At 72.3% G+C, this 26779-nt stretch carries 21 protein-coding genes; 14 read left to right on the top strand and 7 right to left on the bottom strand.

Annotation, left to right across the window (positions count from 1 at the left end; genetic code table 11):
• Positions 1-5 precede the first annotated feature (5 nt).
• Positions 6-1331: a tRNA uridine-5-carboxymethylaminomethyl(34) synthesis GTPase MnmE gene (gene mnmE, locus BKE41_RS21515; protein WP_071000083.1), complete on the top strand. Its 1326-nt coding sequence runs from the start codon at positions 6-8 to the stop codon at positions 1329-1331.
• 81 nt (positions 1332-1412) lie between these two features.
• Here mnmE and BKE41_RS21510 read toward each other — a convergent pair whose 3' ends face one another.
• Together BKE41_RS21510 and BKE41_RS21505 are read right to left on the bottom strand one after the other, a co-directional pair.
• On the bottom strand, positions 1413-1892 hold the full coding sequence (locus BKE41_RS21510; protein ID WP_071000082.1) for a hypothetical protein: 480 nt from the start codon (positions 1890-1892) through the stop codon (positions 1413-1415).
• Positions 1893-2088: 196 nt separating this feature from the next.
• Positions 2089-3711: an ABC-F family ATP-binding cassette domain-containing protein gene (locus BKE41_RS21505; protein ID WP_053621249.1), complete on the bottom strand. Its 1623-nt coding sequence runs from the start codon at positions 3709-3711 to the stop codon at positions 2089-2091.
• A gap of 194 nt (positions 3712-3905) precedes the next feature.
• On the opposite strand from BKE41_RS21505, the gene BKE41_RS21500 reads away from it, so the two are divergent.
• Positions 3906-4166 carry a hypothetical protein gene (locus BKE41_RS21500; protein ID WP_012321004.1) on the top strand — a complete coding sequence of 87 codons (261 nt, stop codon included), beginning with the start codon at positions 3906-3908 and terminating at the stop codon, positions 4164-4166.
• Between the two features lie 136 nt (positions 4167-4302).
• Here the strand turns inward: BKE41_RS21500 and BKE41_RS21495 are convergent, their stop codons facing one another.
• On the bottom strand, positions 4303-5214 hold the full coding sequence (locus BKE41_RS21495) for a neutral zinc metallopeptidase (protein WP_024828987.1): 912 nt from the start codon (positions 5212-5214) through the stop codon (positions 4303-4305).
• Positions 5215-5369: 155 nt separating this feature from the next.
• Positions 5370-6269 (bottom strand): uracil-DNA glycosylase, encoded by a 900-nt coding sequence (locus BKE41_RS21490; protein ID WP_107645310.1) that lies wholly within the window; start codon positions 6267-6269, stop codon positions 5370-5372.
• Positions 6270-6506: 237 nt separating this feature from the next.
• Here BKE41_RS21490 and BKE41_RS21485 point away from each other — a divergent pair, with 237 nt between their 5' ends.
• The 4 genes from BKE41_RS21485 (at position 6507) to BKE41_RS21470 (ending at position 13430) form a co-directional block, all read left to right on the top strand.
• Positions 6507-8180 carry an electron transfer flavoprotein-ubiquinone oxidoreductase gene (locus BKE41_RS21485; RefSeq protein WP_024828989.1) on the top strand — a complete coding sequence of 558 codons (1674 nt, stop codon included), beginning with the start codon at positions 6507-6509 and terminating at the stop codon, positions 8178-8180.
• A 328-nt stretch (positions 8181-8508) separates the two neighbouring features.
• Complete coding sequence (locus tag BKE41_RS21480) at positions 8509-10377, top strand: tetratricopeptide repeat protein (protein WP_012321000.1); 1869 nt, start codon at positions 8509-8511, stop codon at positions 10375-10377.
• Between the two features lie 168 nt (positions 10378-10545).
• Complete coding sequence (locus BKE41_RS21475) at positions 10546-11496, top strand: OmpA family protein (protein ID WP_058606416.1); 951 nt, start codon at positions 10546-10548, stop codon at positions 11494-11496.
• A gap of 260 nt (positions 11497-11756) precedes the next feature.
• Entirely contained in the window at positions 11757-13430 is a 1674-nt protein-coding gene (locus tag BKE41_RS21470; RefSeq protein WP_012320998.1) for a formate--tetrahydrofolate ligase, read from the top strand.
• 81 nt (positions 13431-13511) lie between these two features.
• Here the strand turns inward: BKE41_RS21470 and BKE41_RS21465 are convergent, their stop codons facing one another.
• Positions 13512-14879 carry an 8-oxoguanine deaminase gene (locus BKE41_RS21465; protein ID WP_012320997.1) on the bottom strand — a complete coding sequence of 456 codons (1368 nt, stop codon included), beginning with the start codon at positions 14877-14879 and terminating at the stop codon, positions 13512-13514.
• A gap of 216 nt (positions 14880-15095) precedes the next feature.
• Here BKE41_RS21465 and BKE41_RS21460 point away from each other — a divergent pair, with 216 nt between their 5' ends.
• Positions 15096-15614, top strand: coding sequence for a MarR family transcriptional regulator (locus tag BKE41_RS21460; protein WP_043074459.1), 519 nt, complete (start codon positions 15096-15098; stop codon positions 15612-15614).
• On the top strand, positions 15611-16318 hold the full coding sequence (locus tag BKE41_RS21455; RefSeq protein ID WP_012320995.1) for a response regulator: 708 nt from the start codon (positions 15611-15613) through the stop codon (positions 16316-16318). The genes BKE41_RS21460 and BKE41_RS21455 overlap by 4 nt, the downstream gene beginning before the upstream one ends.
• 27 nt (positions 16319-16345) lie before the next feature.
• On the opposite strand, the gene BKE41_RS21450 is transcribed toward BKE41_RS21455, so the two are convergent.
• On the bottom strand, positions 16346-16576 hold the full coding sequence (locus BKE41_RS21450) for a hypothetical protein (protein ID WP_012320994.1): 231 nt from the start codon (positions 16574-16576) through the stop codon (positions 16346-16348).
• Between the two features lie 101 nt (positions 16577-16677).
• A complete protein-coding gene (locus BKE41_RS21445) occupies positions 16678-17502 on the bottom strand; it encodes a hydratase (protein ID WP_071000081.1) in 825 nt (274 codons plus the stop codon).
• Between the two features lie 341 nt (positions 17503-17843).
• On the opposite strand from BKE41_RS21445, the gene BKE41_RS21440 reads away from it, so the two are divergent.
• From BKE41_RS21440 to BKE41_RS21415, 6 genes are all read left to right on the top strand, one after another.
• Positions 17844-20201, top strand: coding sequence for a TonB-dependent siderophore receptor (locus tag BKE41_RS21440; RefSeq protein WP_071000080.1), 2358 nt, complete (start codon positions 17844-17846; stop codon positions 20199-20201).
• Between the two features lie 10 nt (positions 20202-20211).
• Positions 20212-21831 (top strand): PepSY-associated TM helix domain-containing protein, encoded by a 1620-nt coding sequence (locus BKE41_RS21435; RefSeq protein WP_071000079.1) that lies wholly within the window; start codon positions 20212-20214, stop codon positions 21829-21831.
• Between the two features lie 350 nt (positions 21832-22181).
• On the top strand, positions 22182-22625 hold the full coding sequence (nikR, locus tag BKE41_RS21430; protein ID WP_053621247.1) for a nickel-responsive transcriptional regulator NikR: 444 nt from the start codon (positions 22182-22184) through the stop codon (positions 22623-22625).
• Between the two features lie 316 nt (positions 22626-22941).
• Positions 22942-24966, top strand: a complete 2025-nt coding sequence (locus tag BKE41_RS21425; RefSeq protein WP_245295979.1) for a TonB-dependent receptor — start codon at positions 22942-22944, stop codon at positions 24964-24966.
• A 237-nt stretch (positions 24967-25203) separates the two neighbouring features.
• Positions 25204-25446, top strand: coding sequence for a hypothetical protein (locus BKE41_RS21420; RefSeq protein ID WP_071000078.1), 243 nt, complete (start codon positions 25204-25206; stop codon positions 25444-25446).
• A complete protein-coding gene (locus BKE41_RS21415; RefSeq protein ID WP_071000077.1) occupies positions 25443-26399 on the top strand; it encodes an aliphatic sulfonate ABC transporter substrate-binding protein in 957 nt (318 codons plus the stop codon). Before BKE41_RS21420 ends, BKE41_RS21415 begins: the two co-directional genes overlap by 4 nt.
• The last annotated feature ends 380 nt before the right edge of the window (positions 26400-26779 follow it).

Here is a 26779-nt window from a genome sequence, read left to right as displayed (position 1 = left end):
GGACCATGAACGACACCGACACGCTCTTCGCCCCGGCCAGCGGCTTCGGCCGGGCCGCCGTCGCGGTCATCCGCATCAGCGGCCCGGCCGCGGGCGGCGTGCTCGCCACCCTGGGCGGCCGCCTGCCGACCCCGCGGCGGCTGTCCCTGCGGAGCCTCAGGGATCCGCGGGACGGCACCGAGCTCGACCGGGCGCTGGTGGCGTGGTTTCCCGGGCCGGACACCTACAGCGGCGAGGATATGGCGGAGCTGCACCTCCACGGCGGCGCGGCCGTGCGGATGCGCGTCCTCGCGACCCTCGCCCGCCTTCCCGGATGCCGGGCGGCCGAGCCCGGGGCGTTCACGCGGCGGGCGGTCCTCAACGGCCGGATGGATCTCGCCGAGGCGGAGGCCGTCGCCGACCTGATCGACGCCGAGACCGAGGGCCAGCGCCGGCAGGCCCTGCGCCAGCTCGACGGCGCGCTCAGCCGGCAGGTGGCCGCGTGGCGCGCGGAGGCGATCGACTGCCTCGCCGCCGCGGAGGCCGCGCTCGACTTCGCCGACGAGGGGGACGTGGACGATGCCGGGCTCGACGCCGCGCTGTTCGACCGCGCCGCGCGCCTGCGGGACGCGGTCGCCGCGACGCTGCGCGACGGCCACCGCGGCGAGCGCCTGCGCGAAGGCTTCACGGTGGTGCTGGCGGGGGCGCCCAACAGCGGGAAGTCGACCCTGCTGAACGCCCTGAGCCGGCGGGACGTCGCCATCGTGTCGGACAGCCCGGGGACGACCCGGGACGCCATCGAGGTGCGGCTCGACCTCGGCGGCCTGCCGGTCCTCCTGGTCGACACGGCCGGGCTCCGCGAGACCGCGGAGCCGATCGAGGCGCAGGGCATCGTGCGGACCCGGGCGCGGATCGACACGGCCGATCTGGTGGTCGCCCTCGTGCCCCCCGGCGGTGCTGTCCCGGATCTCGGGCCGGGACGCCGTCCGATCCTGATCGTCCGCACGAAGGCCGATCTTTTTGCCGGCTCACAGCCCGCCGGCGACTCGGCCGACGTGACGGTCTCCGCACAGACCGGCGCCGGCATGGGCACCCTGCTCGACGCGATCCAGGCCGCGGCCGAGGACGGTCTCGGCACCGGCGACGCGCTGATCACCCGTGCCCGTCACAGGGCCGCGCTGGAGGCCTGCGTGGCCCATCTCGACCGCGTCTCCGGGAGCGCCGGCGGTCTGCCGGAGCTGGCCGCGGAGGACCTGCGGCTCGCGGTCCGGGCGCTGGGCGAGGTGGCCGGCCATGTCGGCGTCGAGGACGTCCTCGACCGGCTGTTCAGCGGCTTCTGCATCGGGAAGTAGATCTGTAGCTGGCAACCCATCGGGGCGGAAACCGGCCCGGCCGGGCGCCGTCGCCGGCTCCCGCAGCCCTGCGCGGCGGCGCTACCGGGGAATCCGCAGGATCCGCGGCCGCCAGATCCCGAGCGCGACGTTCGCGGTCGCGACCGCCAGCAGGACCCACAGGGTGCCGCGCTCGCCGGTCAGCGAGACGGCCAGCGCCGCCGGATCGCCGAGGCCCGCGAGCGCGCGGGCGCTCCGCTCCGCCTCCTGCTTCATCGGGCCCTGCACGTAGACCAGCCCGCCCTCGAACATCAGGACCCCGGTGGCGAGCTTCAGCCAGGCCCACCCGGCATTGAGGAAGGTGCGGTTCAGCGCCATCGCCAGCAGGCCGGACATCAGCGTCACCGCCAGGGCGGGCAGGAAGATCCAGGTGGCGACGGCGCCCATGGCGCCCCGCGTCGCCGCGTAGCCCGCCAGGGCGGACGGCGCGGGCGACAGGCTCAGCATGACGACCAAGGACGCCATGGCCCCCAGCAGCCCCGCGGACCCCATCGTGTGGAGGAACTTCAGCAGGCGTCGCACGGCGTCTCACCCGGGCCGTTTCGGCGCAGCCTAGCGCGGGGCATCGGGGGGCGATAGCGGCGCGCCGGTCGCAGGGCTTCCGGCCGAATCCCCCGCCGTCCCCGCGAGCGGAGCGACGCCGTCCAGCCGCGCCACGCTGATCGAGGTCGCGCTGCCCTGGGGCGCCTCGCTGCGCTCGCGACGACGGCGTGGCCCCTCAGCTGCGCAGGCCGGGCGCCTCCTGGCCGGTGCGGGCCACGTACTCGGTGTAGCCGCCGCCGTACTGGTGGATGCCCTCCGGGGTCACCTCGAGCACCCGGTTCGAGAGGGCGGCCAGAAAATGCCGGTCGTGGGACACGAACAGCATCGTCCCCTCATAGTTGGCCAGCGCCTCGATCAGCATCTCCTTGGTGCCCATGTCGAGGTGGTTGGTCGGCTCGTCGAGCACCAGGAAGTTCGGCGGGTCGTAGAGCATCAGCGCCATGACCAGCCGGGCCTTCTCGCCGCCCGAGAGCACCCGGCAGCGCTTCTCGACGTCGTCGCCCGAGAAGCCGAAGCAGCCGGCCAGCGCCCGCAGGGACCCCTGGCCGGCCTGCGGGAAGGCATCCTCCAGGGTCTGGAACACGGTGCGGTCGCCGTCGAGCAGGTCCATGGCGTGCTGGGCGAAGTAGCCGAGCTTCACGCTGCCGCCGACCGTGACCGAGCCGTCGTCGGGCGCGGTGGTGCCGGTGACGAGCTTCAGCAGCGTCGACTTGCCGGCGCCGTTGATGCCCATCACGCACCAGCGCTCCTTGCGCCGCACCGAGAAGTCGAGCCCCTCGTAGATCGTGCGGCTGCCGTAGCGCTTGTTCACGCCCTTGAGCATCACGACGTCGTCGCCCGAGCGGGGCGCCGGCTGGAACTCGAACGCCACCGATTGCCGCCGCCGGGGCGGCTCGACCCGCTCGATCTTGTCGAGCTTCTTCACCCGGCTCTGCACCTGGGCGGCGTGGGAGGCCCGGGCCTTGAACCGCTCGATGAAGGCGATCTCCTTCGCCAGCATGGCCTGCTGGCGCTCGTACTGCGCCTGGGCCTGCGCCTCGTTGAGCTTCCGCTGGCCCTCGTAGAAGGCGTAGTCGCCCGAGTAGGTGGTGAGCGCGCCGGCGTCGATCTCGATGATCTTGGTGACGATGCGGTTCATGAACTCGCGGTCGTGCGAGGTCATCAGCAGGGCGCCGTCGTAGCCCTTCAGGAACGATTCGAGCCAGATCAGGCTCTCGATGTCGAGGTGGTTCGACGGCTCGTCGAGGAGCATCACGTCCGGGCGCATCAGCAGGATGCGGGCGAGGGCGACGCGCATCTTCCAGCCGCCCGAGAGGGCGCCGACGTCGCCGTCCATCATCTCCTGGCTGAAGCTCAGCCCGTCGAGCACCTCGCGGGCCCGGCCCTCCAGGGCGTAGCCGTCGAGCTCCTCGAACCGGGCCTGGACCTCGCCGTAGCGCTCGACCAGGGCGTCCATCTCGTCGGCGCGGTCCGGGTCGGCGAGCGCCGCGCCGAGCTCGGCGAGCTCGGCCGCCACCGCGCTCACCGGGCCGGCGCCGTCCATCACCTCGGTGACGACGCTGCGCCCCGACATCTCGCCGACATCCTGACTGAAATAGCCGATGGTGATGCCCCGGTCGGCGGCGACCTGCCCCTCGTCGGGCTGCTCCTGGCCGATGATCATCCGGAACAGGGTGGTCTTGCCGGCCCCGTTCGGGCCGACCAGGCCGACCTTCTCGCCCCGCTGCAGGGCGGCCGAGGCCTCGATGAAGACGAGCTGCCGCCCGTTCTGCTTGGTGATCTTGTCCAGGCGTATCATGGGGCGGGCGCTGTCCGGGAGGTCGCTGTCCGGAAGGTGTCCGGGAGTATCCCGGCCGCTTACGGCATCGGCCGACGCGGCGCAAAGGCGGGGTGCCGCAGTGCGGGATAACGCTTGCGTCCGGCGCAGGCCTGGGCGCATCCCGGGACCCAGGATCAGGCTCGGCCGTTGCCCTGGGCAACAAGAGGATCGCGATGCTGTTCGGTTGGTGGATGACGGGCCTGGACATGGCCATGCTGGGGCTGGAGGCGCAGGGCGTCATCGCGCAGCGCATGGCGATGTTCGCCCTCGGCGGCCCGGCGGCCCAGGCCGAGGCGCAGCTCATGGTGACCGAGAAGATGCTGGCCGCCGGCGAGGCGGCGCTCATGCTCGCCGCGGGCGCCTCGAACGGCAAGGTGATCCGCAGCTACCGGCGGAAGGTCCAGGCCAACGCCCGGCGGCTGAGCCGGGGCTGAGGCGCGTGCCCGCCGGGTTTGATCGCGAACGCGGCGCGGCGATCCAGCGGCGCCGCAGCGGACGACGGCGTGCTGCCCCGGGCCGCGTCGCTCCGCTCGCGACGACGGAGCCAGCTCGCGCAGCCGCGAGCCGGCCTCAGTTGTTGGCCGTCCGGAACGTGTCGCAGGACTTGGTCTGGCCGCTCTTGTAGCCGGCCATGAACCAGCGCTGGCGCTGGGCCGAGGAGCCGTGGGTGAAGGAATCCGGCACCACGTAGCCCCGCGAGCGCTGCTGGAGCGCGTCGTCGCCGATCTGCGCGGCGGCGTTCAGCGCCTCGTCGATGTCGCCCTTGTCGAGCTCGGCGTACTTGTCGTTGGAGTTCTTGGCCCAGACGCCGGCGAGGCAGTCGGCCATCAGCTCGATCCGCACCGAGAGGGCGTTCGCCTCGGTCTTGCTGGAGGCCTGCTGCTGGCGGGCCTGGACCTTGCCGAGGATGCCGAGCACGTCCTGGACGTGGTGGCCGACCTCGTGGGCGATCACGTACGCGTAGGCGAAGTCGCCCTTCACGCCGAACTTCGAGGCCATCTCCTTGAAGAAGCCGGTGTCCAGATAGACCTTCTTGTCGAGCGGGCAGTAGAACGGGCCCATGGCGGCCTGGGCCGAGCCGCAGCCGGAGCGGGTGCCGCCGGTGTAGAGCACCAGCGTCGTCGGGGTGTACTGCTTGCCGGTCTGCTGCGGCAGGATCTGGCTCCACACGTCCTCGGTGTTGCCGAGGATCTTCGAGGCGAACCGGCCGCTCTCGTCGGTGGGCGCCTGGCGCCGCTTGGCCTGGGTCTGCGGGTCGACCTGCTCCTGCTGGCTGCGGCCGCCGCCGCCGATCTGCTGGGCCCCGCCGATCAGGATCGCCGGGTTAATGCCCGTGAAGTAGCTGATGATCAGCAGCACCACGATGGTGCCGATGCCGAGCCCGCCGGCGCCGCCGCCGGGAAAGCCCATGCCGCCCCCGCCGCCGCCTTCACCGCGCCGATCCTCGACGTTGTCCGAGCTGCGTAGATCTTCCCAGCGCATGGTTGGGTCCCGCCATCGATGCTGCGCCGGCCGCCCCGGGCAGCCCACGATTTGCTGTGCGTCGTCGTGTCCGGCCGCCGGGGCACCGGCAGCGGGAACGAAGCTCTAATGGCGGGAGGGGAGAGCCGGTTCCGTCACCCCGGTCAAGCTCGCGGTCACGCTTTCCCGTCGAGGAGGGCGCGCAGGGACCGGAAATCCCGCCACGCCAGCCGCTTCTGGACCGGCTGGCGCAGCAGGAAGGCGGGGTGGAGGGTGGCGAGCAGCTTCACCTCGCGGTTCGGCAGCTTGTACGGGAACAGCCGGCCGCGGGTCCGCAGGATGCCGTCCTTGGTGCCGGTCAGCGTCTGGGTCGCGGGCGCGCCGAGGCAGACGATGATGTCCGGGTCGACGAGTTCGATCTGGCGCTCCACGAAGGGCCGGCAGACCGCCACCTCCTGGGGGGTCGGGTTGCGGTTGCCCGGCGGCCGCCAGGGCACGATGTTGCCGATATAGGCGCTCGTCCGGTCGAGCCCGACCGCCTTCATCATCTTGTCGAGGAGCTGGCCCGAGCGGCCCATGAACGGCTTGCCGATCCGGTCCTCGTCGGCGCCGGGCGCCTCGCCGAGAAACATCACCCGCGCCTCGGGATTGCCGTCGGCGAAGACGAGGTTCTTCGCCGTGAAGCGCAGCGGGCAGGCGTCGAAATCCGCGAGAATCCGCTCGAGCTCGTCGAGGGACTTGGCCTGCCGCGCCCGGGCGCGGGCGTCGCTCGCGGCCTCGTCGGGCTGGGCGCTGGCGGCGCGGCCGAAGGTGCGCGGCGCCGCGGCCGGCGGGGCCGGCGGGGCCGAGCCCGGGGGCGGCACGAGCCTGTTGGCGACGGGGCTGACGGGCTGCTCGGCGGCCCGGGGCGCTGCACGGCGCGGCGCGCGCAGGGTAGGCGCGGGCGCGTCGGCCTCGCTGAAGCGGTCGTGCGGGTGCTCGTCGAGCGCCGCGTCGGCACCGGCCTCCACGTGGAAGTCGAGATAGGCGATCAGGTCGGCTTGCGCGTCGGTGGAGCTCGGCATGGGACTCAGCATGTGGGATCGCCGGGGCCTGTGGACAACTCGCCGAATCGCTCCGGGTGGCAAGGACTTGCGTGACCGAACAGCGCGGCGCGGCACAGCGCTGTGACGCCGTTCCCCGCGGCAAAGGGAACTTTGCCTCGAGCTTGAGCGTCGGCAACTTGCCTTTCTAGCTTGGAATCGCTTGAGACGGCATCAGGAAGGCCGGCCCGGCGACGAACCGGGCGCCGGAACAAGAAAAGGAACCTGAGGATGGCGCTGCCCGAACGCGAGAGCATGGATTTCGACGTGGTCGTGGTGGGCGCCGGCCCGGCCGGCCTCGCCACCGCGATCCGCCTGAAGCAGCGCGCCGCCGAGATCGGCGAGGAGATCTCGGTCGTCGTCGTCGAGAAGGGCTCGGAGGTCGGCGCCCACATCCTGTCGGGGGCGGTGATCGACCCGATCGGCCTGGATCGCCTGCTGCCCGAGTGGCGCACCGACCCGGAGCGTCCGCTGAAGACCGAGGTCCAGCGCGACGAGTTCATGATGCTCACCAAGAACAGCGGCATCACCCTGCCGAACGTGTTCTTCCCCAAGCTGATGTCGAACCACGGCAACTTCGTCGGCTCGCTGTCCAACACCTGCAAGTATCTCGGCGTGCAGGCCGAGGCGCTCGGCGTCGAGATCTATCCGGGCTTCCCGGCCTCCGAGGTGCTGTTCGACGAAAACGGCGCCGTGGCGGGCATCGCCACGGGCGATCTCGGCATCGGCAAGTCCGGCGAGCCGCGCGACGACTACACCCGCGGCATGGAGCTGCGCGGCAAGTACACGGTGTTCGGCGAGGGCGCCCGGGGCAACCTGACCAAGGGGCTGATCCGGCGCTTCGAGCTCAACCGGCACAGCGACCACTTCAAGTACGGGCTCGGCGTGAAGGAGCTCTGGCAGCTCGCCCCCGGCAAGTTCGAGCCCGGCCTCGTGCAGCACACGATGGGCTGGCCGCTGCCCAACAGGGCCGGCGGCGGCTCATGGCTCTATCACTTCGACGACCACCTGCTCTCGGTCGGCTTCGTCACGCACCTGAACTACGAGAACCCGACCCTGTCGCCGTTCGAGGAGTTCCAGCGCTTCAAGACCCACCCGATGATCGCCGAGACCTTCGAGGGCGCCAAGCGCATCGGCTACGGCGCGCGGGCCATCATGGAGGGCGGCTGGCAGTCCGTGCCGAAGCTGGTCTTCCCGGGTGGGTGCCTCGTCGGCTGCTCGGCGGGCTTCGTGAACGTGCCGCGGATCAAGGGCTCGCACAACGCGATCCTGTCCGGCATGCAGGCGGCCGACGCCATCGCGGACGCCCTGAAGGCGGGCCGCGCCGGCGACGAGCTCACCGCCTACGAGGCCGGCTGGCGCGACAGCCCGATCGGGCAGGACCTGAAGGCGGTGCGCAACGTCAAGCCGCTCTGGTCCAAGTACGGGACGCTGGTCGGCGTGGGGCTCGGCGGGATCGACATGTGGGCGACCAGCATCCTCGGCGCCTCGCCGTTCGGCACGCTCTCGCACGGCAAGCCGGATCACGCCTGCCTCAAGCCGCTCTCGGAGGTGACGCCGATCGTCTACCCGAAGCCGGACGGCAAGCTGACCTTCGACCGGCTCTCCTCGGTCTACCTGTCGAACACCAACCACGAGGAGGACCAGCCGCCCCACCTGAAGGTCCGCGACCTGGAGCTGCAGAAGCGCTCCGAGCACGACGTCTACGGCGGGCCCTCGGGCCGCTACTGCCCGGCCGGCGTCTACGAGTGGGTGGAGGATGCCTCCGCCAGCGACGGGGTGCGCTACCAGATCAACGCGCAGAACTGCGTCCACTGCAAGACCTGCGACATCAAGGATCCGAACCAGAACATCGACTGGGTGACGCCGGAGGGCCCGGGCGGGCCGAACTACCCGAACATGTGAGGCGGAGCTTCGCCGGAGCTTCGCCGGAGCTTCGTCGGAGCGCCTCGGGCGCTCGGTCGTCCTCGCGCGCGGAGCGATCCGGCGGCGCCCCGCTTGCCGCGGTCGCGCATCTCTGGGTCGCTTCGCTTCGCCCGCGATGACGGAGGCGTGACCCGGGGCGGGGACGGGTCACCGAGCCCCGGCGCTTCCCGATCGGGAGGCGCGCCATCCTTTCGCCTTGCGGGGCTGGCGGGATGGGTTCAGTGTCCCCAACGTTTTTTCGGGGATGCCCCGCCATTCTCGCGCCCGGCCCTCTCGTGAGCCGGCGCCCAGGAGCCGCGATCGGTTCATGATGATGACACGCGCCCGCCGGAGCGTTTCGGCGCTCGCCCTGCTGCTCGCCGCCGGGCTTCCGCAGACCGTGCTCGCGGCGCAGCCGAAGGAATCGACCCCGGTGCTCGACTACGAGCCCGCGGACTCGCTCGAGGGCAACTTCCTCTCCGCCTACATCGCGGGCGCGTCGCGGGACACGGCGGCGGCGGCGACCTTCTACCGCGAGGCGGTGAAGGCCGACCCGCGCAACGCGGAACTCGTCGAGCGCGCCTTCATCTCGCTGCTGGCCGACGGTGCCCTGCCGGACGCGTTCCGCACCGCCGAGAAGCTGATCGCCCGCGATCCGACCAACGGCCTCGCCAACCTCTCCCTCGGGGTGCGCCAGATCAAGGCCGGCCAGTGGGCCGCCGCCCGCCAGAACTTCTCCCGGAGCGGCCGGGGTGCTGCGACCGACCTGACCGCGACGCTGCTGACCGCGTGGTCCTACGCGGGCGCGGGCGACGGCAAGAAGGCGCTGGAGACGGTCAACAAGCTCCGGGGCGAGCGCTACTACAACACCTTCCGCGACTACCACGCCGGCCTGATCGCCTCGGTGACCGGCGACAACGCCGAGGCCGAGCGCCGGCTCAAGGCCGCCTACGACGCCGACCACAACACCCTGCGCATCGTCGACGCCTACGCCCGGATGGAGGCCAGCCTCGGCCGCACCGACCTGGCGATCCAGGCCTATTCCGACTTCGACCAGCTCTCGCCGCGCCACCCGCTCGTGCGCGACGCCCTCGAGAAGCTGAAGGAGGGCAAGCCGCTCACCCGGCTGATCGGCACCGCCCAGGAGGGCGCCGCCGAGGTGCTGTACGGGCTCGGCTCGGCCGGCTCGACCCAGGGCGACGAGCTGCCCGCGGTGATCTACCTGCGGCTGGCGCTCTACCTCGCCCCCGACCACGCCCTCGCGCGGCTGACGCTCGCCGACACGCTGGACCGGATGAAGCAGCCCGAGCGCGCCAACGAGGCCTACGCGCAGATCCCGGCCAACTCCCCGCTCAAGCTCAACGCCGACATCCAGATCGGCCTGAACCTGGAGCAGATGGGCAAGGGCGACGAGGCGCTCGCCCATCTCGACGCGGCGATGAAAGCCCACCCGGACGACATCGACGTCATCACGGCGCTCGGCAACGTCCAGCGCGCCCGCAAGAAGTACGAGGAGGCGGCGGCCACCTACACCCGCGCCATCGACCTGATCGGCGACCGGCCGCAATCCAACTACTGGACGACCTACTATTTCCGCGGCACCGCCTACGAGCGCGCCAAGCAGTGGCCGAAGGCCGAGGCCGACCTGAAGAAGGCCCTGTCGCTGGTGCCCGCCAACCAGCCCGCCGCCAAGGCGCAGGTGATGAACTACCTCGGCTATTCCTGGGTCGACCAGAACATCAACATCGACGAGGCGTTCAAGCTGCTGCAGCAGGCCGCCGACGCGAGCCCCCGGGACGGCATGATCGTCGACAGCCTCGGCTGGGCCTATTACCGCCTCGGCCGCTGGGACGACGCGGTGCGCGAGCTGGAGAAGGCGGTCGAGCTGAAGCCCGGCGATCCGACCATCAACGACCACCTCGGCGACGCCTACTGGCGCTCGGGCCGGCGCCTCGAGGGCAAGTTCCAGTGGCAGCACGCCAAGGACCTGAACCCCGAGCCGGACGACCTCGCGCAGATCAACGCGAAGCTGAAGGACGGGCTGCCCGACATCGAGAAGCCGACCGCCACCGCCGAGACGGTGCCGGCCCCGGTCGCCGCCCCGCACAACGCCGAGAACCCGGAGCTGCCGAAGGGCGCGCCCCAGCCGCACGAGGCGCCGGGCTCGGCCGACAAGGCCAAGAAGTCGGGGGGCTAGGGCTCCCGCCCGATCCCGCCTCGGGGCGGTGCGGCTGCCGCGCCGTCCCGACGATCGTCCGCCGGCCCGTCGCGGCTTCGGGCGCCCGGGGCCGTAGGTCGTGAGACCTAATTGCCTCCCGATTGGCCCCCGCTATCGTCGCGCCTCCGCAACGTGCCGGAGTGCGACGTGAGAGCGCTGAAGCCTGTCCGGATCCTGCTGACCCTCGCCTGCGCGGCGTCCGGGATCGGGGCCGCACCCGCGCGCGCGCAGGACGCGCCGGCGGCCTTCGCGATCGATGCGGTGCCCGTCTCGGACGCGCCGCTCGGCCGCTTCCCCTACTTCGCGCTGCCCGACGGCTACCAGCCGCTGAACCCGCCCGAGACGCGCGCGTTCGGGCATTTCCCGTTCTGGACCGGGACGGCGCTGCACGACGTCGAGGGCCGGGTCTTCCTGTCCCTGATCGGCCCCAGGGAGGGCAAGACCTACGCCTCCTACGAGCTGAGGAAGAACATCGAGGCCGTGCTGACCCAGGCCGGCGGCCGGAAGATCGCCGACGGCCGGATCCCCGGCTCCGTGACCGAGACGCTGCCGGAGGACATCCGGGTCGGGATGTACGAGGGCCTGGGCAACGTCTACGGCGCGCCGGTGCAGACCTGGGTGATCCGCCGCCCGGACCGGCAGATCTGGGTGCATTTCGTGCCCGACAGCAACGGCGCGGCCTGGACGATCCTCGAGACGAAGCCGTTCGTCCAGACCGCCGCCCTCCTGCCCGCCGAGCGGCTGAAGCAGGATCTCGACAAGACCGGGAAGGCGGTGATCCAGGTCAACTTCGCCACCGACAGGACCGAGATCCTGCCGGCCTCCGCCCCGCAGATCGACGCGGTGGCGGCCCTGCTGCGGACGGATCCCGGCCTGCGGCTCGCCATCAACGGCTACACGGACGGGGCCGGGGCCGCCGCGCACAACCAAGCCCTGTCCGACGGCCGCGCCAAGGCGGTCGTGGCGAGGCTCGTCGGCGCCGGCATCGCGAAGGACCGGCTGAGGGCCGAGGGCTTCGGGGCCGCCAGCCCGGTCGCCTCCAACGACAGCGCGGCGGGGCGGGCGCAGAACCGGCGCGTCGAGCTGGTCAAGTTCTGACGGGCGCGGATGGCGGGCGCCGCTCGACGCCGGTCTCGGACGGCCGATCCGGGCCCGCTCCGGCGCCTGAGCAGGGGACAGCGCGATCGACAAGAGTATTTTGTCCGCCAGCTCATAAAAATCGACGCGCATTTTCGCGGGCTTTGACGCACAGTGCGTGGCCGTTCGCGGGCGGCCATGCCGCAGCCCGCACGGCAGGAGATTCGCACGGCAAGAGCCGGCGGGCGGGCAGCGTGCCCGCGACCCAGGGAGGAAGGCCCATGCCGTCAGACATCGAGATTGCCCGCGCCGCGACCCTGAAGCCGATCGCGCAGGTCGCCGAGAAGCTCGGCATCCCGGATGACGCGCTCCACAATTACGGCAAGCACATCGCCAAGATCGACCACGGCTACATCGCCGGGCTGGAGAGCCGGAAGCCCGGCAAGCTCGTGCTGGTGACGGCGATCTCCCCGACCCCGGCCGGCGAGGGCAAGACCACCACCACGGTGGGCCTCGGCGACGCGCTGAACCGCATCGGCGAGAAGACCATGATCTGCCTGCGCGAGCCCTCGCTCGGGCCGTGCTTCGGCATGAAAGGGGGCGCTGCCGGCGGCGGCAAGGCGCAGGTCGTGCCGATGGAGCAGATCAACCTGCACTTCACCGGCGACTTCCACGCCATCACGTCGGCCCACAGCCTCGCGGCCGCGCTGATCGACAACCACGTCTACTGGGCGAACGAGCTCAACATCGACGTCCGCCGCATCCACTGGCGCCGGGTCGTCGACATGAACGACCGCGCGCTGCGCGCGATCACCCAGTCGCTGGGCGGCGTCGCCAACGGCTTCCCCCGCGAGGACGGGTTCGACATCACGGTGGCCTCCGAGGTGATGGCGGTGTTCTGCCTCGCCAAGGACCTCGCCGACCTGGAGGAGCGCCTCGGCCGGATCGTCATCGCCGAGACCCGCGACCGCAAGCTCGTCACCCTCAAGGACGTGAAGGCGACCGGCGCCATGACGGTGCTGCTCAAGGACGCCCTGCAGCCGAACCTCGTGCAGACGCTCGAGGGCAACCCGGCGCTGATCCACGGCGGCCCCTTCGCCAACATCGCCCACGGATGCAACTCGGTGATCGCCACGCGGGCCGGCCTGCGGCTCGCCGACTACACCGTGACGGAGGCCGGCTTCGGCGCCGATCTCGGCGCCGAGAAGTTCCTGGACATCAAGTGCCGGCAGGCGGGGCTGACCCCGTCGGCCGTGGTGGTGGTGGCGACGATCCGCGCCCTCAAGATGCACGGCGGCGTCGACAAGAAGAACCTCGGGGCCGAGAACATCGACGCCCTGGAGAAGGGCTTCGCCAACCTCGCCCGGCACGTCACCAACCTGCGCGGCTTCGGCCTGCCGGTGGTGGTCGGCGTCAACCACTTCCACGCCGACACCGAGGCCGAGCACGCCAAGCTCAAGGAACTGTGCCGCGAGCGGCTCGACGTCGAGGCGATCACCTGCCGCCACTGGGCCGAGGGCGGCGCCGGGGCCGAGGAGCTCGCCCGCGCGGTGGTGAAGCTCAGCCAGGCCGAGCCGGCGCCGATCCGCCACGCCTACGAGACCGAGAGCCGCCTCACCGACAAGATCCGGGCGATCGCCACCAAGCTGTACGGCGCCGCCGACATCCAGATCGAGACGAAGGCCGCCGGCAAGCTCGCCACCTTCGAGAAGGACGGCTACGGCCACCTGCCGATCTGCATGGCCAAGACCCAGTACTCGTTCTCCACCGACCCGACCCTGATGGGCGCCCCCGAGGGCCACATCGTCGGCGTGCGCGACGTCCGCCTCTCGGCCGGCGCCGGCTTCGTGGTGGCGATCTGCGGGGAGATCATGACCATGCCGGGCCTGCCCCGGGTGCCGGCCGCCGACACGATCCGGCTGGACGCCAACGGCCAGATCGACGGGCTGTTCTGAGGATCGCGCGCGGGGCCCGCCCACGGGCGGGCCCCGCCGTTCGTCTTCGCGAGCGGAGCGGGCCGGATCGGGGGCCGCGCGCTACGCGGTCCCGAACAGCTCCACCGCCAGCCGGGAATGGGCCTCGCGGAGCGCGCCGAGATCGACCCCGAGCGGCTGCCCGTCGATCACCCGCCACTGACCCGCAACCATCACCCGGTCGGCCCGGGTGGCGCCGCACAGGACCAGGGCCGCCAGCGGGTCGTGGGCGCCGGAGAAGCGCAGCTCGTCCAGGGTGAACAGCGCGAGGTCGGCCTCGCGACCCGGCGCGATCCGGCCGATGTCGGAGCGGCCGAGGCAGGCGGCCGAGCCCTCGGTCGCCCAGCGCAGGGCGTCCAGGTGCGTCACGGCCTCCGCCCCGTAGCTGAGCCGGTTGATCAGCAGGGCGTGGCGCACGCCCTCCATCAGGTTCGAGCTGTCGTTCGAGGCCGAGCCGTCGACGCCGAGGCCCACGGGCGCGCCCGCCGCCTCCAGCTCGCAGGTGCGGCATCTGCCCGAGGCCAGGGTCATGTTCGAGGTCGGGCAGTGGCAGACGCCCACGCCGGCCCTGCCGAGCCGCGCGACCTCGGCATCGTCGAAGTGGATGCCGTGGGCGAGCCAGACCCGGTCGCTCAGCCAGCCGACCTCTTCGAGGTACTCCACCGGGCGGCAGCCGAACATCTGCTGGCAGTAGGCGTCCTCGTCCCGCGTCTCGCCGAGATGGGTGTGCAGCCGGCACCCGTGCCGGGCCGCGAGCGCCGCGCTCTCGCGCATCAGGCGCCCGGTCACCGCGAAGGGCGAGCAGGGGGCGAGCGCGACCTGCACCATCGCGCCGGGGCCGGGGTCGTGGAACAGGTTCAGCACCCGCTCGCAATCGGCGAGGATCGCGTCGTCGTCCTGGGTCAGGCTCTCGGGCGGCAGACCGCCCTCGCGGTCGGACAGGCTCATGGAGCCGCGGGTGATCGCGGCCCGGACCCCGAGGCTCCGCGCCTCCGCGACCTGGATGTCCATCGACGCTTCCAGGCCCTTCGGGAACAGGTAGTGGTGGTCGCCCGCCGTGGTGCAACCCGAGAGCAGCAGTTCGGTGAAGGCGACCCGGGTGGCGAGCCGGAACGCCTCGGGGGTGATCCGCCCCCAGACGGTGTAGAGCGCCTTCAGCCAGGGGAAGAGCGGCTTGTTGATCGCCAGCGGATGGGCGCGGGTCAGCGTCTGGAAGGCGTGGTGGTGGGTGTTGATGAGCCCCGGGATGACCACGTGGCGCGACGCGTCGAAGACCGCGTCGACGGGCGCGGCGGGCCGCGCGCCCGCCGGCACGCACTCGACGATCCGGGTGCCCGCCACGACGATCCCGCCGCCGGCGCCCTCGGCCAGGACGGCGCGCGGATCGCGGATCCAGAGGCGGTCCGGTCCCGGTTCAGCTGCCTCGGCCATGCGCGTCCGCTCCCGTCGCCCGAGGGGCCTGCGTAGCGGAGGTGCCGGACCGGCGGCAATCCCGCGGGATCGCGCTTGGGGATCCGCGTCGGTCGGCGCCCCGGCCGCCCCGGCCAGGGTTGACGGGCCCGGGCCGCCTTGAGAAACGTCATGGGGACTGACCTATCACCCGTTGGGAGCGGCCGCGCCGTGACACGGACAGCCCCGCGCGAGGAGATGTTCGCGCCGAAACCCGTCCCGGGCGCCGCCCTCGGCAGCGACGACCTGATCGAGCTCCTGTTCTTCGCCTACCGGGACTTCGTCGGCGATCCGGACCGGATCCTGGCCGCCTACGGCTTCGGCCGCGCCCACCACCGGGTGCTGCACTTCGTCGACCGCTACCCGGGCCTCACGATCGCCGAGCTCCTCGACATCCTGCGCATCACCAAGCAGAGCCTGAACCGGGTGCTCAAGGACCTGATCGGGCAGGGCTACGTCGCGCAGAAGCCCGGTTCCAGCGACCGCCGCCAGCGCCTCCTCTACTGCACCGAGGCCGGGGCCGGGCTCGCGGCCGACCTCACCCGGGTCCAGGCCCGCCGCCTCGCCCGGGCGCTCGCGGCGCCGGATGCCCGGGGCTCCCCGGAGGACTTCCTGATGGCGATGATCGAGCCGGAGGACCGGCCGGCGGTCCAGCGCCTGATGGCGCGGCGCGGGGGCGGGGCCGAGGGGCGCCTCGGCGCGGAGGAGCCCGCGTGAGCCACGCTGCCCGGTCCGACCTGCCCGACGAGGCACCCCACGTCCTCGTGGTCGACGACGACCGCCGCCTGCGCGAGCTGCTCGCCCGCTACCTCACCGACCAGGGCTTCCGGGTCACCGCGGCGGCGAGCGCCGCGGAGGCGCGGGCCCGGGCCCAGAGCGTCGTGTTCGACGCCATGGTGCTCGACGTGATGATGCCCGGCGAGAACGGCTTCGACTACGCGCGCAGCGTGCGCGAGACCTCCCGGGTGCCGATCCTGATGCTCACGGCGCGCTCCAACCCGAACGACCGGGTGATGGGGCTGGAGATCGGCGCGGACGATTACCTGCCGAAGCCGTTCGAGCCGCGGGAGCTGACGCTGCGGCTCAACAACATCATCAAGCGCAGCGCGCGGCCCCGCCCGGCCTCCGCCGAGGCGGTCACCTTCGGGCCGTTCGCGTTCCGGATCGACCGGGGCGAGCTGCGCCGGGACGACGAGCTGATCCGCATCACCGAGCGCGAGCGCGAGATCCTGACGATCCTGGCGGCGGCGGGCGGCGCCAATGTCGAGCGCGAGCAGCTCGCCGGGCCAGGGGGCGCCGCGGCGGAGCGGACCGTCGACGTGCAGATCAACCGCCTGCGCCGCAAGACCGAGGTCGACCCCGCCAACCCGGTCTTCCTGCAGACCGTGCGGGGCGTCGGCTACCGGCTCGCGGTCGACTGAGCCGCGCGCGGGCCGGCGCCGGGCGGCTCAGACCACCCGCGGCGCGTCGGGCTTCAGCTTGAGGGCCTTGGCGATCCGGGTGGACAGGCTGCCTACGATGGCGAGGCTGGCCGACGGGGCGGCGAGGGCGCGGACGGCCTCCAGCGCCTCCTCGGCGCTGGGCTTCATCACCGCGTAGACCGTGGCGCCGGGCGCCGCGCCCTCCGCGGTGACGGAGACGAGGAAGGTCGTGTGGCGTCGCCGCAGGCGTCCAGGCATGGTCCAGCATTTGGCATGTCGGCTAACCATCACCAATGCCCGAGTCCCGGAGCCGGCCGGGAAACTGCACGAACCCGGCACGATAACGCGTGCCGGGCCTTTCAGCTCAGGGCAAGGTCGATGCCGGGAAGCGGCAGCCCGTCGAGCCGCGCGCGCCAGCGCTGACCGGCGGCGACCGGAAGCGCGTCCGTCAGCGTGCCCGTCGTGACGACGGTCCCGGCCGCGAGCGGCGCGGCCGCCGGATCGTTAGCCAGCGCATCGACGAGGTGGGCCAGGGCGGCGAGCGGCCCCGTCCCGAGCACGCAGCGGCCGCCGCCCCGGTCCGCGACGGCCTCGTCCCGGAGCAGGTCGACGGTGAAGCCCGCGAGGTCGCCGATCCAGGCCGATCGCGCGTCCGGGGAGATCCGCACCCGCTCGCCCACCACCAGCAGCCCGTGCAGGCCGAAGGCCGCGACCGTGTCGGGCGCCGCGAAGCGCCAGCCGGGGTAGAGCGACTGCACGATCTCGAAGCCGCTCGCCGCCCAGTCGAGGCAGGCGATCAGCGCCTCGGCATCCATGCCGGGCTCGGGCGCGCGCGCCAGCCCGAACACGATCTCAGGCTCGATCCGCGGCTCGACGAAGGCGGCGAGCGGGACCGGCCCAGTCAGCGCGGCCCGGTCGCGCAGGGTCGTGTCGTAGACGTGCCCCCAGATCGGCGCCCGGACGCCGTAGCGCTCCCACAGGGTCGTGTTGGTGAAGCCGATCTTGTAGCCGACGGGCCGCTCGCCGCGCTCCCCGCGCAGGACCCGGACCGCCTCGGCGACCCGGTAGGCCGCCGGCAGGTCGAGGGTCGGATCCCAGTCGGTCAGCGGCGCGATCGGGCGGCGATGCTCGTGCGCGGCCAGGATCGTGCGGGCATGGGCCGCGGCGGAGATCGGCTCGGTCATCGGCGAACGGCGTGAGGGCCGACGGGGTGACATCCGCGTCGGGCCGCCTTGATCGCGGCGCCGCCGATCTTACGCAGGGCCGTCACCGCCGTGAACGCGCGATTTGTCCCCGCCTCGCCGGCCGCCGGTGCCCTCAAACCTGCGGCGGCCGCGGCGTGCCGGAGGACCGGGTCGCGGTCGGCCGATGCCCGGAATGCCGGCCCGGCCGCATATTCTCATTAGATAAATACCAAACTACGTTTCTGGAATATGTGTCTTCGGGGGCACATTCCGCTCACGGATCCGTGATAGCTGGGACTCGGCGCCTATTCGCCCAGTATTTGTAGTTTAGAGTCGGTGTAATGTCGAGATCTGTTGGCGGGCTGACCGCGTCGCGCGCGTACGATCATGCGGAGAGGCTGCTCCGGATCGGGTTTGTATCGTCGACATCTCTGCTCGCCCTCGGAACGGCCGCGATCGCCCAGCCCGCGCCCGTCCCGCCCCCGCCCGCCACGGACATCGAACTGTCCGAACTGAGCGTGATGGGCGAGGCGCGCGGGCGCAGCCTGAACAGCGATCTGTACGGGCGCGGCGGGGCGACCGGGCCGGTGCCCGGCTACGTCGCCAGCCGCAGCACGGTCGGCACGAAGACCGACACGCCGATCCTGGAGACGGCGCAGTCGGTGTCGGTCATCGGGCGCCAGCAGATCGAGGACCAGAACGCCCTGACCATCAACCAGGCGCTGCGCTTCACGCCGAGCGTCACCACCGAGCAGCGGGGCGGCGCCGGCTCGACGCGCCTGGAGCAGTTCTACATCCGCGGCTTCACCGCGCCGATCTTCCTCGACAACATGGCGCTGCCCACGAACCGCGACGCCTTCCCCAGCGTCGATCCCTACCGCCTGGAGCGGGTCGACATCATCAAGGGGCCGGCCTCGGTCCTCTACGGGCAGTCCGGTCCGGGCGGCCTCGTCAACCTCGTCTCGAAGGTCCCGCAATTCGTCCGCCACGGCGAGATCTTCGTCCAGGGCGGCGGCTTCAGCGAGGTCCGCGGCGGCTTCGACGTCGGCGGGCCGATCCAATCCGACATCCCCGGCCTCGCCGACCAGTTCGCCTACCGGGTCATCGGCCTCGGCTGGAACGGCGACGGGCCGGCCGTGACCACCAAGGTCGAGCGCGCCTTCATCAATCCGAGCCTCACGTGGCGGCCCTCCGCCGACACCTCGCTCACCATCATCGCCAACTACCAGCGCGACCCGTTCTCGGGCTTCTACGGCGGCTTCCCGGCCGTCGGCACGGTGTTCCCGCGCAACTTCGGCAACGGCGTCTTCGGCCGGCTGCCGGTGAACTTCTACGACGGCGACCGCAACATCGAGCGCTCCGACCGCACCCAGGCCTCCATCGAGTACCTGTTCGACCACCGGATCACCGAGAACCTGCGCTTCCACTCGGCCGGCCGCTACCTGCGCTCGAACGGCGACTACCGGAGCGTGTTCACGACCTTCGGCGACGTCAACGGCCCGTACACGAGCGGCCCGACCATCGGCCGCTCGGTCGGCGGCACCCAGGTCGACATCGAAGCCTACACGATGGACAACAACTTCATCGCCGATTTCGACACCGGCCCGATCGCCCACACGGCGCTGCTCGGCGTCGACCACCGGACCTTCAGCACGCGGTCGGTCACCGGCCCGTTCCCGGCGACGACGGGCCTGAACGCCCTCGCCCCCGACCACGACCTGCCGATCCGGTTCCCCGCCTTCACGTCGACCTCGCGGATCGACGCGCAGCAGACCGGCGTGTACTTCCAGGATCAGGCGAAGTTCGACCGCTTCATCCTGACGCTCGGCGGCCGCTACGACACCGCCCGGCAGACCGGCCCGACCCGCACCTTCGCGCCGAACGGGCTGACCATCCAGGACGTGCCGGCCGAGGCTTTCACCGGCCGCGCCAGCCTGCTCTACCTGTTCGACAGCGGCGTCGCCCCGTACGTCTCCTACAGCGAGGCGTTCGAGCCGATCGTCAACGGGCGGATCTTCGACACGGCGTTCGGCTCGGCCGGGCGCATCCCCGTCCCGATCGCCAGCGACCAGTACGAGGCCGGCATCAAGTACCAGCCCCCCGGCACCGACATCCTGCTGACCACCGCGTTCTTCGACATCCGCCGCTCGAACGCCACCACCACCGACCCGGTCAATCCCGGCTTCGTCGTGCAGACCGGCGAGGTCGGCGTGCAGGGCGTCGAGTTCGAGGCGCGGGCCACCCTCGCCGAGGGCCTCAGCCTGATCGGCGGCTTCTCGCTCCTCGACATCCGCAACGTCCGCGACACCGGCTTCACCACGAACGACCTGACCCGCCGGCAGGTGCCGCTCCAGGGCCTGCGGCCGGTGCAGGTGCCGGACACGACGGCCTCGCTGTTCGTCGACTACCGCTTCACCAGCGGCCCGCTCATCGGCCTCGGCCTCGGCGGCGGCGTGCGCTACCTCGGCCCGTCCTGGGGCGATCCGGCCAACACCTTCCAGGTGCCCGAGAGCGTGCTGGTCGACGCCGTCGCCTCCTACGACATGAAGCACCTCGACCCGCGGCTGACGGGGCTCACGGCGCAGATCAACGTGCAGAACCTGCTCGACGAGCGCTACGTGACCGGCTGCTTCACCTACTCGGGCTGCTATTACGGCCTGCCGCGCACGGTCTACGCGACCCTGCGCTACCGCTGGTGAGGCGGTCGCCGTGCGCAAGACCTTCCGGCAGTCGATGGCGTGGCTCCACGCCTGGTCGGGCCTCGTCGTCGGCTGGGTGCTGTTCGCCGTCTTCGTGACGGGCACGGCGAGCTACTACCGGCCGGAGATCTCGCAGTGGATGCGGCCCGAGCTCCGCACCGACCGGACCTTCGGGGCGGCGGAGCTCGCGGCGGCGGCCGAGCGCGGCGTCGCCCACCTGCAGGCCCACGCGGGCGGCGCGCGGACGTGGTTCCTCGCGCTGCCGCGGCCGGACCGGCCGGTGCTGGAGCTGTTCTGGCGGACCGGCCCGGGCCGGCCGCCCGGCCACGTCCTCCTAGATCCCGACAGCGGCGCGCCGGCGGCGGTGCGGGCGACGCGCGGCGGCGACTTCCTCTACCGCTTCCACTTCGAGCTGAACCTGCCGCCGCTCTGGGGCCGCTGGATCGTCGGCGCCTGCGCGATGATCATGCTGGTGGCGCTGATCTCGGGCCTCGTCACGCACCGGCGCATCTTCGCCGACTTCTTCACCTTCCGCCGGGACAAGTCCGCCCAGCGGGGCTGGCTCGACGCGCACAACGTCACGGGCGTCCTCGCCCTGCCGTTCCACCTGATGATCACCTATACCGGGCTCGCCACCCTCATGCTGATGTACGTGCCCTGGGGCCTGAACACGGCCTATCGCGGCGGCAGCCAGCGCTACTTCGCCGAATCCGGCCAGATCACCGCGCCGCGCCCGCCCGCCGGTCAGCCCGGCACGCTGGCGCCGGTCGGGCCGCTGGTGGTCCGCGCGCTGGCGATGCGGCCGGAGCCCCTGGAGCGGATCACCATCGTCAACCCGAAGGACGCCAACGCCACGGTGGTGGCGGTGTTCGAGGAGCCGCACGGCCTCTCCCACGAGCATCCGCAGATCGCCTTCGACGGCGTGACGGGCGCGGTCCTGGAGGTGCGCGCGGGCGGCCTGCGGCCGGCGACCAAGACGTTCACCGCGATGGTCGGCCTGCACGAGGCGCACTTCGCCGGCCCGGCCCTGCGGGTGCTGTTCTTCCTGTGCGGCGTGGCCGGCAGCGCCATGGTGGCGACCGGGCTGCTGCTCTGGGCCGTGGCGCGCCTGCCCAAGGGGGACGCGCCCGGGGGCTTCGGCCTGCGGCTCGTCCAGGGCCTGAACGTCGCCACGATCGCCGGCCTGCCCGCGGCCGTCGCCGCCTATTTCCTGGCCAACCGGCTCCTGCCGGCCGCGCTGCCCGCGCGGGCGGAGTGGGAGGTCGGGGCCTTCTTCGCCGTCTGGCTGCTCGTCGCCGCGGCGGCGCTCCTGCGCCCGGCCGGGCGGGTCTGGCCGGAGACGCTGACGGCGGCGGCCGGGCTGTACGGCGCCGTCGCGGCCGCCGATGTCGGGCGCCTCGTCGCGCGCCGGCTCGGCGGCGACGCGCCGGTCGAGCCGGTCTTCCTCGCCTTCGACGGCGCGATGCTGGCCCTCGCCGCCCTCTTCCTGCTCGCGGTCCGCACGATCGCGCGGCGCGGCGGAGCGTCCCGCGGCCCCGCGAAGGCCGCGGGGCTCTCGATCGCGGGGCACGCGCGGCGGGACCGGGCCCGGCCCGGCATGCCGGTACCGGGAGATCGTGAGCCGATATGATAAAATTGAACTGGTATATTGAACCCAGTGCGGCGAATTAATTCAAAATAACTCCCGAAACCTGACATATATCGGATGCGCGTCGACTGTATCTGTGCAGAATGGTTCGGCCGGCATGCCAGCCGGTCGCGCCTGTGTCGTCGATTTTCACGCCCTTGATCCTTCGGCCCAGGCGTTCCAGCGCGGTCCATCCCAAGCGCACGCTGGACATGTCCCCGAGACCCAGAACTCGAGCCTCGAGGCGCGGCCCTCGGGGCTCTTTTTCTGCCGCGCTGGGCGATGCGGGCCCGGCGGCTGTTCACGGGCCCCGCGTCCCCGTACCAGAAGGCCACGGGAGCGGCAGGACGGGCATGCAGCGCATCACCATCACCATCGACGACGCCCTGCTGACGGCGGTCGACGACCTCTGCGCGCGGCGCGGCTACGGCAGCCGCTCGGAGGCGGTGCGCGACATCGTCCGCGACGCCCTGGCGCCGGCCCGCGCCGCGGAGACCGGCGGATCGGCGGCCTGCTACGGGGCCCTGAGCTACGTCTACAGCCACGGCACCCGCGACCTGGCCCGCCGGCTGACCGGCGAGGGGCATGAGCACGGCGTCTCGATCGCCAGCCTGCACGTGCACCTGAACCACGACGCGTGCCTCGAGGTGGCGGTGCTGCGCGGGCCGCCGGCCCGGATGCAGAGCTACGCCGACGCCGTCGTCACGCAGCGCGGCGTCCGCTACGGCCACCTGCACCTCATCCCAGAGGGCGACGACGCGCCGACCCGTCCGGGCCACGGCGACGGCCCGGAGTGAGGGCCGCGCCCGGACGGCGTCCCGAGGGCGGTTCGACTGCGCCCCGCGGGCAACACGACGGCGCCGATCCGCCGGTGTGAATTTTTCGTATGTTTATCATACGCGCGGCGTGCGAGGGTCCGAGGATCGCCACGCCTCCTCCGATCCGCCGGTGTCCCGCCCGATCTCCCGCCACCCTCCTGCCGCTCCCGGCCGCCGCGCCGTGACGCGGCTGCTCGCCGCGGGCGGTCTCGCCGTCGCGACCGGCGGGCGCGGCTGGGCGGCGCCGGATACCGGTGCCCCGGCAGCCTCCGCCGTGACCCTGTCCGAGATCTCGGTGGTCTCGGCTGCGCCCCCGGTCGTCCCCGCGGCCGGCACGCCCGGCGCCAGCGCCGGCTACGTCGGCGGCGTCACCGGGATCGGCGGCTCCCTGCTGACCGTCGACGCGGCCAGCGCCGGCCTCATCGGCGGCGCGGCCCTCAACGCCCGCCCGGTGACGCGCCCCGGCGAGGTGCTGGAGGCGGTGCCGGGCCTGATCGTCACCCAGCACAGCGGGGAGGGGAAGGCCAACCAGTACTTCCTGCGCGGCTTCAACCTCGACCACGGGACCGACATCGCCATCAGCGTCGACGGCATGCCGGTCAACATGCGCACCCACGCCCACGGCCAGGGCTACGCCGACCTCAACTTCCTCATCCCCGAACTCGTCGGCGCGGTGGAGTATCACAAGGGACCGTACTTCGTGCGCGACGGCGACTTCGCCTCCGCGGGCTCGGTGCGCCTCGACTATCTCGACACCGTTCAGAAGAACCTCGCGCTGACCACGATCGGCAGCTTCGGCTACAAGCGGGGCCTGTCGATCGCCTCGGTGCCGGTGGGCGAGGGCAACCTGCTCGTGGCCGGCGAGGCGCAGGTCTACGACGGGCCGTGGGCCGTCCCGGACGCGCTGCGCAAGCTCAACGGCGTCGCCCGCTACAGCCAGGGCACGGCGCTGGACGGGTTCGCGGTCACCGGCATGGCCTACGCGTCCCGCTGGACGGCCACCAACCAGATCCCGGAGCGGGCCGTCGGCGCGGGGCTGATCGGCCGCTACGGCACCCTCAACCCCACGGATGGCGGCGACACCGGCCGGTTCTCGCTCTCGGGGCGGTTCAGCGCCACGGACGACACCGGGATCACGCGGGCCTCGGCCTACGTGATCCGCTACCAGATGAACCTGTTCAACGACTTCACCTACTTCCTCAACGATCCCGTCGGCGGCGACCAGTTCCACCAGCTCGACCAGCGCGTCCTCGGCGGCGGCGAGGTGCTGCACATCTTCCAGGGCGACCTGTTCGGCCGGCCGCTGGAGGTCGAGGTCGGCGCCCAGACCCGGACGGACTCGATCCGCGTCGGCCTGTTCAACACCGCCGTCCGCCGGTACCGGTCGACCGTGCTCGACGACCGCGTGCTGGAATCGAGCGGCGCCCTCTACCTGGACACGCGGGTGCGCTGGACCCCGTGGCTGCGCACGAGCGTCGGCCTGCGGGCGGACGGCTACTACGCCGATGTCCGCTCCGACACGCCGGCGAATTCCGGCCGGGCCACCGACGGCATCGTCAACCCGAAGCTCGGCCTCGTGCTCGGGCCCTGGTCCGACACCGAGATCTACGTGAATTACGGCGGCGGCTTCCACTCGAACGACGCGCGCGGCGTCACCGCCACGGTCGATCCCGCGAGTCCCCTGTTCAACATCACCCGGTCGCCCTTCCTGGTGCCCTCCACGGGCTACGAGCTGGGCCTGCGCAACCGCTCGATCGCCGGGCTGGAGACGAGCCTCGCCCTGTTCCGGCTCGACTTCGCCTCGGAGAACATCTTCCAGGGCGACACCGGCACCACGGAGCCGAGCCGCCCGACCCGGCGCTTCGGCGTCGAGTGGACGAACCGGTACGCGCTGACGCCGTGGCTCGCCCTGGACGGGGATCTGACGATCACCAACGCCCGGTTCTCCCGCTACGACCCGGCGGGCAACCGGGTCCCGGAAGCCCCCACGACCATCGCGTCGGCGGGGGTGACCTTCGGTGAGCCCCTCGGCTGGTTCGGGTCGCTCCGCTTCCGCTACTTCGGGCCGCGCCCGTTGATCGAGGACAACTCGATCCGCTCGCGGTCGACCGCCCTCGTCAACGGCCGGATCGGCTACGCCTTCGGCAATGGCGTGAGCGTCTCGCTGGACGTGCTGAACCTGACCAACAGCAGGTCCGACCAGATCACCTACGCGTACGCGTCCCGCCTGCCGGGTGAGCCCGCCGAGGGGCTGATCGACCGCGTCTTCCATCCCGTCGAGCCCACGGCCGTGCGCCTGACGATCGCCGGACGGTTCTGACCGCCGGCGCCGGCGCGATTCGCCGCTTCCCGCGCGTCGACCCGGCCGCCGCGCCGCACTCTCCGCGACGGAGGTGCAGGTTCCGCACGGGCATCGCTTCGGCCTTCCGGCATCCCTCGCCCCAGTAAGACCTTCCCGCCGGCACGGGAACTACGGAAGCTCCTTCTGCCGGCCGCGCGCTATCCTGAGATCGTCTCGGGAAAGTCCCGGATGTCCTGCCGCGCCGGATCGTGCCGCATGCCCCCCATCGATGCCTATCCCGACGACGAGAGGCGCGCTGGATCGCGCCGACGCGGTCCGGATCGCGCCGACGCGGTCCGGATCGGGCCGGAGGCGGATCCCGTGCGGATCGCGGCGCTCCGGCCCCGGGTGGAGGCGGTCCGCCCGACCCCCGACCTCCTGCGTCGTCCGCGGGCCGTGACCGGCCGGTTCGGGCCGGTCGAACCGCCCGCTCACCCCGCGACGGAGGTCCCCGCGTGACGACAACACGACGCCGCGCCGCGGCCCTGATCCTCGCCCTCGGGGCGGGCCTCGCCACCGGCGCGGCCGCGCAGGACGCGGCGCCGAAGGAGTTCCGGATCGGCTACCAGAAGGTCGGCGTGGTCGTGGTGGCGCGCCGGCAGGGCGTCATCGAGACGCGTCTGGCGCCGCAGGGCGTCGCCGTCCGCTGGGTCGAGTTCCAGGCCGGGCCGCCGCTGCTGGAGGCCCTCAACGCGGGCAGCATCGATTTCGGCTTCGCCGGGGACACGCCGCCGATCTTCGCGCAGGCGGCCGGCAACGATCTCGTCTATGTCGGCGCCTCGGTGCTGTCCGGCGACGGCGAGGCCGTCGTGGTGAAGGCGAGCTCGGCGATCCGCACCGTCGCCGACCTCAAGGGCCGGACCGTCGCGGTGGCGCGGGGCACCAGTTCGCACAACCTGCTGGTGACGGCCCTGGAGAAGGCGGGCCTCGCCTTCTCCGATGTCAGGCCCGCCTACCTGCTGCCCTCCGACGCCGGCGCCGCCTTCGCGAACGGCAGCGTCGACGCCTGGGTGATCTGGGATCCCTACCTCGCCCTGGCGCAGGCGCACGACGACACGCGGGTCCTCACCACCTCGCGGCAGACCCACGCCGTCTCGGACTTCTTCCTGGCGCGCCGGAGCTTCGCCGACCGTTACCCGGGGATCGTCACGGCGACGGTGGCGGCGCTGGTGGACGCGGCCGCCTGGGCGGAGGCCCACCGGGATCAGGTCGCGCAGGTGCTGTCGAGCGTGACCGGCGTCCCGTACCCGATCGAGACGGTCGTCGCCGCGCGCTCCGAGTTCGGCGTCGGCCCGGTCACGGACGCGCTCGCGGCCAAGCAGCAATCGACCGCCGACCGGTTCCACCGGCTCGGGCTGCTCCCGCGGCCGATCCAGGTCCGGGACGCGCTCTGGACGCCGCCGCGGACCTGACGGACCCGCGGCGCGGAGGGTTCCCCCGCGGGTCGATCCGGCTTCCCGTGCGTGCCGGCGCTCCGGATGGAGAACCGCGCCGCGCTGAGCGCGGCGCGGCCGTCATGGCGCGCACCCCCGTCGAGATCCCGCCTCGGCGCGGGCGGACGCGCCCCCCACCGGATCAAGGGCCGCGAGAAGCTCACGGTCGGCATCATCCTGTCGGGGGCGCCGTTCGGGGACACCGCCTCCGCGGCGGCCCTGACTTCCGGCCGCCCGTGGCCCGCCGGGCCGGTGCGGGCCTATGTCGAGCCCGCGCAGCACGCCGATGCCGGTCCAGCGCATGGTCGCGTTCTTCGCGCTGAACATGCTCCCGTCCCGGGCGCTGGGCGGCGCGGCGC

It is taken from the genome of Methylobacterium sp. C1 (assembly GCF_001854385.1).
GTDB classification, from domain to species: Bacteria; Pseudomonadota; Alphaproteobacteria; order Rhizobiales; family Beijerinckiaceae; genus Methylobacterium; species Methylobacterium radiotolerans.
Note: the sequence above shows the minus strand (reverse complement) of the source record. Positions and strands in the feature narration are given on the sequence as shown.